General features: G+C 74.9%; 7 protein-coding genes. 6 read left to right on the forward strand and 1 reads right to left on the reverse strand.

Going from position 1 to position 9432, the window contains the following annotated elements:
- Together HCN56_RS20285 and HCN56_RS20290 are read left to right on the forward strand one after the other, a co-directional pair.
- Positions 1 to 720 (forward strand): bifunctional adenosylcobinamide kinase/adenosylcobinamide-phosphate guanylyltransferase (locus tag HCN56_RS20285; protein ID WP_209312981.1); only part of this gene is annotated, 720 nt, incomplete at its 5' end.
- Between the two features lie 96 nt (positions 721 to 816).
- Positions 817 to 1974: a nicotinate-nucleotide--dimethylbenzimidazole phosphoribosyltransferase gene (locus tag HCN56_RS20290; protein ID WP_167973202.1), complete on the forward strand. Its 1158-nt coding sequence runs from the start codon at positions 817 to 819 to the stop codon at positions 1972 to 1974.
- Positions 1975 to 2028: 54 nt separating this feature from the next.
- Here HCN56_RS20290 and HCN56_RS20295 read toward each other — a convergent pair whose 3' ends face one another.
- Complete coding sequence (locus HCN56_RS20295; protein WP_167973204.1) at positions 2029 to 2910, reverse strand: hypothetical protein; 882 nt, start codon at positions 2908 to 2910, stop codon at positions 2029 to 2031.
- Positions 2911 to 3144: 234 nt separating this feature from the next.
- Between HCN56_RS20295 and HCN56_RS20300 the strand changes: the two genes are divergently transcribed.
- From HCN56_RS20300 to HCN56_RS20315, 4 genes are all read left to right on the forward strand, one after another.
- Complete coding sequence (locus tag HCN56_RS20300) at positions 3145 to 4713, forward strand: leucyl aminopeptidase (protein ID WP_167973206.1); 1569 nt, start codon at positions 3145 to 3147, stop codon at positions 4711 to 4713.
- Between the two features lie 299 nt (positions 4714 to 5012).
- Entirely contained in the window at positions 5013 to 6401 is a 1389-nt protein-coding gene (gene lpdA / locus HCN56_RS20305; protein ID WP_167932094.1) for a dihydrolipoyl dehydrogenase, read from the forward strand.
- A 60-nt stretch (positions 6402 to 6461) separates the two neighbouring features.
- A complete protein-coding gene (gene sucB / locus HCN56_RS20310; protein ID WP_167973209.1) occupies positions 6462 to 8198 on the forward strand; it encodes a 2-oxoglutarate dehydrogenase, E2 component, dihydrolipoamide succinyltransferase in 1737 nt (578 codons plus the stop codon).
- A 152-nt stretch (positions 8199 to 8350) separates the two neighbouring features.
- Complete coding sequence (locus tag HCN56_RS20315; RefSeq protein WP_167973211.1) at positions 8351 to 9352, forward strand: helix-turn-helix transcriptional regulator; 1002 nt, start codon at positions 8351 to 8353, stop codon at positions 9350 to 9352.
- The last annotated feature ends 80 nt before the right edge of the window (positions 9353 to 9432 follow it).

Raw genomic sequence — 9432 nt, forward strand, 5'->3', positions numbered from 1 at the left:
GTGCCGGACGGCACGGCGCTGCGCGCCGGGGACCCGCCGGACGCTCCCGAGGTGCCGCGCCGCACGCTGCTGCTGGGCGCGCCGGGCTCGGGCGTCTCCCAGGAGGCGGAGCGCCGGCTGGCGACCTTCCCCGAGGTGCTGCGGGTCCTGCCGGGCACGGCCGCCGGGAGCCCCCCGCCCGTCGTCCTGCCGCCGGCGGACGACGGAAGCGTGCCGGTGCCGGCGGCCGTGCTGCCGCCCGCGCCCGGGGCGCGGACACCGACGACCGGCGGGCCGCCGCGCACCGGACCGCACGCTCTCTCCCCACCCGCTCCGGCGCCCACGGCGGAGAGCCACCCGTGGGGCTGGACCACCACCGGCACCAACGAACTGCTGCCGCTGCTGGCCGAGGACGGACCGCCGCTCCTGGTGGACTCCCTCACCCGATGGCTGGCCGCGACCCACACCACGAGTCCGCGCGCCCCCAGCCGCCCCGGGGCGCGCCCGGGCCCCGGCTTCGGCCTGCCGGCGGGCTACTCCGCCCGACTGGCCGAGGCGGTGCGGCGCAGCCCCCGGCCGCTGGTCCTGGTCAGCGACCAGCCGCCGCCGGCCGCCCCGCTACCGGGTGACCGCGACGGCCGGTTCGCCGCGGAGCTGGAGCGGCTGAACACCGCGGTCGCGCGGGAGTGCGAGGAGGTGCTGCTGATCGTCGCGGGGCTGCCCGTCCGGTTGCGCGGCTGACGCCCGCACCGGTGCGCCCCCGCGCGGTCGCGGGCACGCCGGACGCCCGCCGCGCCCCGGGCGTACGGCGGGCGGTCGGCCGGTAATCTCGTCCACATGAGCGAGGGCACCCTGAATCTCGACGAGTTCGGCGATCTGATCGAACGTCCGAACGCTGCCGTGCGGCGGGCCGCTGAGTCCCGGCGGGCCCGCACCGGGCGGGCGCCGGCGGCGCTGGGCCGGCTGGACGAGCTGGCCCTGTGGCTGGCCGCCGCGCAGGGGCAGGTGCCGGTCGAGCCGATCCGCAGCCCCCGACTGGTGGTCTTCGCCGGCGACCACGGCATCGCGGCACGCGGGGTCTCCGGGCACGCCCCCGACCCGGTCGACCCGGCCGCGCCGGCCGATCCGGAGCGGGGTGCCGCGGGGCTGGTGCGGGAGCTGCTGGACGGCCGGGGCCCGGCCGCCGTCCTCGCCCGCGAGGCGGGGGTCCCGGTGCGGGTGGTGGACGTCTCCCTGGACTGCGACCCGGCGATCCTCCCGGACGAGGTCACCCGGCGCCGGGTGCGCCGCGGTTCGGCACCGCTGGACACCGCCGACGCGGTCACCCTCGCGGAGGCCGAGGCGGCGTTCCGGCTCGGGGCGGCGGTGGCCGACGAGGAGGCCGACGCCGGGACGGACCTGCTGGTCCTCGGCGACCTCTCGGTCGGCGGCACCACCGCCGCCGGGGTGCTCATCGCCGCGCTCTGCGGCACCGACGCCTCGGTGGTGACCGGGCGCGGCGGCTCGGGGATCGACGACCTCGCCTGGATGCGCAAGTGCGCCGCCGTCCGCGACGGCCTGCGGCACGCGCGCCCCGCCCTCGGCGACCAGCTGCAGCTGCTCGCCACCGCCGGCGGGGCGGACCTGGCCGCGATGACGGGGTTCCTGCTGCAGTCCGCGGTGCGCCGGACGCCGGTCGTGCTGGACGGGGTGGTCTCCGCGGCGTGCGCGCTGGTCGGTCAGCGGGTGGCGTTCCGGGCGGTGGACTGGTGGATTCCGGGGCACGTCAGCGGCGAGCCCGGCCAGGCCAAGGCGCTGGACCGCATGGCGATGCGGCCGCTGCTGGAGCAGGGCGTGACGGTGGGCGGCGGTGCCGGCGCGCTGTTGGCGCTGCCGCTGGTCCGCGCCGCCGCGGCGCTTGCCGCGCGGCAGCCGGCGGAGCCCGCCGGCGGCGGCGGGGAGGAACCGGGACCGACCGCCTCGCCCGAGGACGTCGACCTCGCCGAGGCGACCTGACCGGCGGCTCCGACCGGGCGCCTGCCGGCTACGGCCGGTCGGGCGGATCGGCGGCTACGGCCGGTCGGGCGGATCGGCGGGGCCCGACGGCGGGTGGGGCCCGCCCCCGGTCCCGCTGCTGTCGCCGCCGTCCCCGTCGGAGGCCGCCCCGTTGCGCTCCCGCCCGTCGCCGTCGCCGGCAGCGGCGCGGTGGGTCAGCTCGGGCGTCGGTGTCCCCGCCAGCAGGTCCTGTACCCGGCGCACCGGACCGGCCCAGCGGCGGTCGTGGTGTGCCGCCCGGCGGTGGGCCCGGGCCAGCGCCCGGGGCCGGCGCCGGTAGAACCGCCGCGCCCAGGGCGAGTCCGGGCGGGCCAGTCGCACCGCCCCGAACAGGGACACCAGCGGCAGCAGCACCCCGAAGATCGCCACCAGCGGCTTGCCCTTGGCGAAGGAGACCGCCGAGCAACCGAAGTGGAAGGCGACCGTGGTCATCACGGCGACGCGGTCCTGCCGCTCCTCCGCGGTGAGGGTGTCCACGCCGAACGGCGCGGAGCCCACCAGCACCAGCAGCACCACGGCACCGGTGACCGTGACCATCTCCACGCTGCGGCGACCCTGCTCGCTCCAGTAGACGTCCTGGAGGTAGACGATCAGGGCGAACTCGTCGAGGACCAGCCCCGCCCCGATGCCGAAGACGATGGCGGCGACCGCCCCTCCCGGCCCGTACTGGGCCGAGGCGATGGCCCCGAACCCGCCGGCGACCATGAGGACCACGCCCGGTACCGCGTGGTGGAGGTGGACCCCGCCGGCGGAGATGTCGCCGAACGGGCCGCGGCCCGCCCGGATCATCCGGGTCACCGTCCGGGTGACCGCGAAGGTCACCAGGAAAGCGGTCAGCCCGAGGAGCAGCGGGAGCTTGCCCGCCTCCACGATGTCCTGCTCCCACCACCGGCCCATGACGGGCAAGGATGGGCCGCCGGGGGCGCCGCGCGGGGCCGACACGCCCCCGTCTCACCCGGGCGGCGGCGGGCACGGCCCGCGCCCCGGCAGCCCCCGAGGCGGGGAACGGGGCGTAGGCTCGGTGCCCCGGATCGGAGCGGCACCCTGGGCCACAGAAGGGGAACTGCCCCCGGGACAGGGGAGTCCGGCTACCGCCGCACCCATCGACGAAGGAACAGGATCTCCACCACCGTGACTGTACTGACCCTCAGCGATTCCTCCGCCGCAAAGGTGCGCGCGGATGCCGTGGTCATCGGCATTGCCAAGGGCGAGGACGCGCCCCTGCTCACCTCCGGCCAGGAGGTGTCGGCCCTCGACGCCGCGTTCGGCGGGAAGCTCGCCGCCACCCTGGGGACCCTCGGCGCCAAGGGCGCCGCGGACGAGGTCACCAAGGTGCCGGCGCCCGAGAAGTTCGGCAGCCCACTCGTCGTCGCCGTCGGCCTGGGCGCGCTGCCCGAGGACGGCGAGGGCTTCGCGGCGGAGACGCTGCGCCGCGCCGCCGGCTCGGCCGCCCGCGCGCTCGGCTCCCTGGAGCACGCCGTCTTCGCCCTGCCGGTGCCGGACGCCGCGGCGCTCGCCGCCGTCTCGGAGGGCGCACTGCTGGGTGCGTACTCCTTCACCGACTTCCGCGGCGCGGCCGACGACGACGCCAAGGGCCGTAAGGGCCGCAAGGGCAAGGACGCCAAGGGGCCCGGCGCGGACCACCTCGGCGAGGTCACCGTGGTGGGCCTGCCCGGCAAGGCCAAGGAGCACAAGGCGGTCGCCGAGCGCGCCCGGGTGCTGGCGGAGGAGACCGCGCGCACCCGCGACCTGGTCAACACCCCGCCCAACGCGCTCACTCCGGAGGTCTTCGCGGCCGAGGCGCAGGCCGCCGCGAAGGAGCACGGGCTGAAGGTCGAGGTCCTGGACGAGCAGGCGCTCGTCAAGGGCGGCTACGGCGGCATCCTGGGCGTCGGCCAGGGTTCGCAGTCCCCGCCGCGGCTGGTGCGCATCGCCCACACCCACGCCAAGGGCGCGCCCACGCTGGCGCTGGTCGGCAAGGGCATCACCTACGATTCGGGCGGCATCTCGCTGAAGCCGGCCGGTCACAACGAGACGATGAAGTGCGACATGGCCGGCGCGGGCGCCGTGCTCTCCGCCGTGGTGGCCGCCGCCCGGCTGGGGCTGAAGGTCAACGTCACCGGCTGGCTGGCGCTCGCGGAGAACATGCCCTCCGGTTCGGCGACCCGCCCCGGCGACGTGCTGACCATGTACAGCGGCAAGACGGTCGAGGTGCTCAACACCGACGCCGAGGGCCGGCTGGTCATGGCCGACGCGATCACCCGCGCCTGCGAGGAGGAGCCGGACGCCCTGGTGGACGTCGCGACGCTCACCGGCGCCATGATGGTGGCGCTCGGCAAGCGCATCTTCGGTGTGATGGCCAACGACGACGCCTTCCGCGAGCTGGTCCACACCTCGGCGGAGGAGACGGGCGAGCAGGCCTGGCCGATGCCGCTCCCCGACGAGCTGGTCGACAGCCTGAAGTCCTCCGTCGCGGACCTCGCCAACGTCGGCGACCGGATGGGCGGCGGCCTGGCCGCCGGCCTGTTCCTGCGGGAGTTCGTCAGCGAGGGCACCGCCTGGGCGCACCTGGACATCGCCGGGCCCGCCTTCCACGAGGGCGCCCCCTTCGGCTACACCCCCAAGGGCGGCACCGGCACCGCCGTGCGCGCGCTGGTGCGGCTCGCCGAGCGCACCGCCGACGGCGCGCTGAGCGCCTGACACGGGGCCCGTGGTACGTGAGACCCGTCACGTACCACGGCCCTACTGGTGGGTAACAGGGGGTTTCCGGGGAGGAGGCCGTCCGGATGGTCGCCTGTACAGTCGGTTTGCACCCCTCGTCCCCCGGCCCGGCATGCCGCGGCGGTCGGACAGGTGCGAAGATGTTGTTCCGGCAGGACAGGGCCCGGCTCACCCACCAGCGAGCCATGACCAACCGCTTGAACCAGCGGCCCACACGATGACGCCGGCCGGTACCTGAAGCAGCCGGGCCCGGCGGACCCATGCATGGAGGACGTGACGTGGCGAACGACGCCAACACCGTTTTCGACCTAGTGATCCTCGGTGGTGGCAGCGGCGGCTACGCCGCGGCCCTGCGCGGTGCTCAGCTGGGTCTCGACGTCGCCCTGATCGAGAAGGGCAAGCTGGGCGGCACCTGCCTGCACAACGGCTGTATTCCCACCAAGGCGCTGCTGCATGCCGGTGAGATCGCCGACCAGGCGCGCGAGAGCGAGCAGTTCGGTGTCAAGGCCACGTTCGAGGGCATCGACATCCAGGCCGTGCACGCCTACAAGGACGGTGTCGTCTCCGGTCTGTTCAAGGGCCTGACCGGCCTGCTGGCCTCGCGCAAGGTCACCATCATCGAGGGCGAGGGCAAGCTCTCCTCCCCCACCTCGGTGGACGTGGCGGGTCGCCGCGTCGAGGGCCGCCACATTCTGCTCGCCACCGGGTCCGTGCCGCGTTCGCTGCCGGGTCTGGAGATCGACGGCGACCGCATCATCTCCTCCGACCACGCGCTGACGCTGGACCGCGTGCCGAAGTCGGCGATCGTGCTGGGCGGCGGCGTCATCGGCGTCGAGTTCGCCTCGGCGTGGAAGTCCTTCGGTACCGAGGTCACCGTCATCGAGGGTCTCAAGCACCTGGTGCCGGCCGAGGACGAGAGCAGCTCGAAGCTGCTGGAGCGGGCCTTCCGCAAGCGCGGCATCAAGTTCAACCTGGGCACCTTCTTCGAGAAGGCCGAGTACACCGACACCGGTGTCAAGGTCACCCTCGCCGACGGCAAGACCTTCGAGGCGGAGGTGCTGCTGGTCGCGATCGGCCGCGGCCCGGTCTCGCAGGGCCTGGGCTACGAGGAGCAGGGCGTCACCGTCGACCGCGGCTTCGTCCAGGTCGACGGCGAGATGCGCACCGGCGTGCCGACGATCTCGGCCGTGGGCGACCTCGTCCCCACCCTTCAGCTGGCGCACGTCGGCTTCGCCGAGGGCATCCTCGTCGCCGAGCGGCTCGCGGGCCTGCCCGTCGTGCCGATCGACTACGACGGTGTCCCCCGGGTCACCTACTGCCACCCCGAGGTCGCCTCGGTCGGCCTCACCGAGGCCAAGGCCAAGGAGAAGTACGGTGACGACCAGGTCGTGTCGCTGAAGTACAACCTCGGCGGCAACGGCAAGAGCAAGATCCTCAAGACCGCCGGCGAGATCAAGCTCGTCCAGGTCAAGGACGGCGCCGTGGTCGGCGTCCACATGGTCGGCGACCGGATGGGCGAGCAGATCGGCGAGGCGCAGCTGATCTACAACTGGGAGGCGCTGCCCGCCGAGGTCGCGCAGCTCATCCACGCCCACCCGACGCAGAACGAGGCGCTCGGCGAGGCCCACCTGGCGCTGGCCGGCAAGCCGCTGCACGCCCACGACTGACCGGCCGCCCGCCGTCAGGGCGCGCCCCCATCCGTACCTGTGTAAGGAGCACCAGAAACCATGGCGGTTTCCGTAACCCTTCCGGCGCTCGGCGAGAGCGTCACCGAGGGCACCGTCACCCGCTGGCTCAAGGCCGAGGGTGAGCAGGTCGAGGCCGACGAGCCGCTGCTCGAGGTCTCGACCGACAAGGTCGACACCGAGATTCCCGCCCCGGCGGCCGGCGTCCTCTCCTCCATCAAGGTCGCCGAGGACGAGACCGTCGAGGTCGGCACCGAGCTGGCCGTCATCGACGACGGCAGCGGCGGTGGCGAGTCCGCCCCGGCCGCGCAGGCCGAGCCGGAGCAGGAGTCCACTCCGGAGCCCGAGCCGCAGCAGGCCCCGGAGCCGGAGCAGAAGTCGGCGCCGGCGCCGTCCGGCGGCGGTGCCTCGGGCACCGACGTCACGCTGCCCGCGCTCGGTGAGAGCGTCACCGAGGGCACCGTGACCCGCTGGCTGAAGGAGGTCGGCGAGGAGGTCGAGGCCGACGAGCCCCTGCTGGAGGTCTCGACCGACAAGGTCGACACCGAGATCCCCGCCCCGGTCGCCGGCACCCTGCTGGAGATCGTGGTCGGCGAGGACGAGACCGCCGAGGTCGGCGCCAAGCTCGCCGTGATCGGGTCGGCCGACGCCGCCCCGGCACAGCAGGAGCAGCCGAAGCAGGAGGAGGCGCCGAAGCAGGAGGAGGCGCCCGCCCCCGAGCCCGAGCAGGCCCCCGCCCCCAAGCAGGAGGCCCCGGCGGAGCCCAAGGCCGAGCCGAAGCCCGAGCCCAAGGCACCCACCCAGCAGGCCGCCCCCGCGCAGCCCGCCCCCGCCGCTCCGGCGCCGGCGACCGACGGCGCCTACGTGACGCCGCTGGTGCGCAAGCTGGCCGGTGAGACGGGTGTCGACCTGTCCTCCGTCAAGGGCAGCGGTGTCGGTGGCCGCATCCGCAAGCAGGACGTGGTCGCCGCCGCCGAGGCGCAGAAGAAGCAGCAGCAGTCGGCCGCCACCCCGGCCGCCGCGCCGTCCTCCGTGGAGATCCCGGCCGCCGCCGCCGAGCTCCGCGGCAAGACGGTGAAGATGACCCGCATCCGCAAGGTCATCGCCGAGAACATGATGAAGGCGATGCGCAACCAGGCGCAGCTGTCCTCCGTCATCGAGGTCGACGTCACCAAGCTGATGAAGCTGCGGGCGCGGGCGAAGGAGTCCTTCCTGGCCCGTGAGGGCGTCAAGCTCTCCCCGATGCCGTTCTTCGTCAAGGCCGCCGCCGAGGCGCTGAAGGCCCACCCGGTCGTCAACGCCCGGATCAACGACGACTCGACCGTGACCTACCACGACGTCGAGAACGTCGGTATCGCGGTGGACTCCGAGAAGGGCCTGATGGTCCCGGTCATCAAGGACGCCGGTGACCTGAGCCTGGCGGGCATCGCCCGCAAGACCGCCGAGCTGGCCGGCAAGGTCCGCACCGGCAAGCTGAGCCCGGACGACATGTCCGGCGGCACGTTCACGATCAGCAACACCGGCTCGCGCGGTGCGCTGTTCGACACGATCATCGTGAACTACCCGCAGGTCGCCGAGCTGGGCATCGGTGCCACCGTGCGCCGCCCGGTCGTCGTCAACCACCCGGACCTCGGGGAGACCATCGCCATCCGCGACATGGTCTACCTGACGCTCTCCTACGACCACCAGCTGGTGGACGGCGCCGACGCGGCCCGTTACCTGGGGGCCATCAAGGCCCGCCTGGAGGCCGGCGAGTTCGAGGGTGAGCTCGGCCTGTAGTACCGCGTCCCGGTCCGCCCCGGCGGACCGCCGCACGGCAGCACCGACGGCGCCGTGCCCCTCCCCGGTCTCACGGGGGCGGGGTGCGGCGCCGTTCGCCGTCCCCCGCCGGGTGCGGGGGACGGCGAACGGCGGGGCGGCATCATGGTGGGGTGCGTGCCGCCCGACTGATCCAGATGGTGCTCCTGCTGCAGAACCGGACGACGATGACGGCGGCCGAGCTGGCCGCGGAGCTGGAGGTCTCGGAGCGGACCGTCGCCCGCGACGCGCTGGCGTTGTCGGAAGCCGGGGTCCCGGTCTACGCCGACCGCGGCCGCGCCGGCGGCTACCGGCTGGTCGGCGGGTACCGGACCCGGCTCACCGGGCTGGGCCGCAGCGAGGTCGAGGCACTGTTCCTCTCCGGGGTGCCGGGGGCCCTGCGGGAGATGGGGCTGGCGGACGCCTCCTCGGCGGCGCGGCTGAAGGTGCGGGCCGCACTGACACCGGCGCTCGCCGACGCGGGCGACGGCGCCGCGCAGCGGTTCCATCTGGACGCACCGGCCTGGTGGCGTCCGCCCGTCACCCCGGCGCTGCTGCCGTCGGTGGCGGAGGCGGTGTGGGACGACCGCGTGCTGGCGGTGGTCTACCGGCGCCGGGGCGGCGCGGAGGTCGAGCGGGAGCTGGAGCCGCATGGCCTGGTCCTGAAGGCGGGGGTCTGGTACCTGGCGGCCCGGCCGGTGGGGGCGGACGGCCACCGGGTGTACCGGGTGGACCGGTTCACCGCCGCGCGGTCGCGGGAGCACCGGTTCACGCGGGACACCGCGTTCGAGCTGCCGGCGTTCTGGGAGCGGCAGGCGGTGGAGTTCGCCCGCTCGCTGCTGCGGGACCGCGTCGAGCTGCGGTTGACCCCGGCGGGGCAGGCCCGGTTGCGGCACGTCGTGGACACCGAGGCGGCGGAGCGGGCGCTGGCGGAGGCCGTCCCGGCCGGCTGCGGGGCAGCGGGCGGCGACGTGCGGGTGACGCTGGCCGTGGAGAGCCAGGACGTGGCGTTCGAGCAGCTGGTGGTGCTGGGCGCCGAGGCCGAGGTGGTGGGGCCGCCCGAGCTTCGCGCGCGGTTCGTGGCGGAGGCCGGGCGACTGGCGGACCTGTACGGGTGGGACGCCACCGCCGGGTGAGGCGCTGTCGCCGGGCGGGACGCCACCGCCGGGTGAGGCGCCGCCGCGGGGTGAGGCGCCACCGCGGGGTGGGGGGGGGG

This window comes from Streptomyces lonarensis (genome assembly GCF_012033735.1).
GTDB classification, from domain to species: Bacteria; Actinomycetota; Actinomycetes; order Streptomycetales; family Streptomycetaceae; genus Streptomyces; species Streptomyces lonarensis.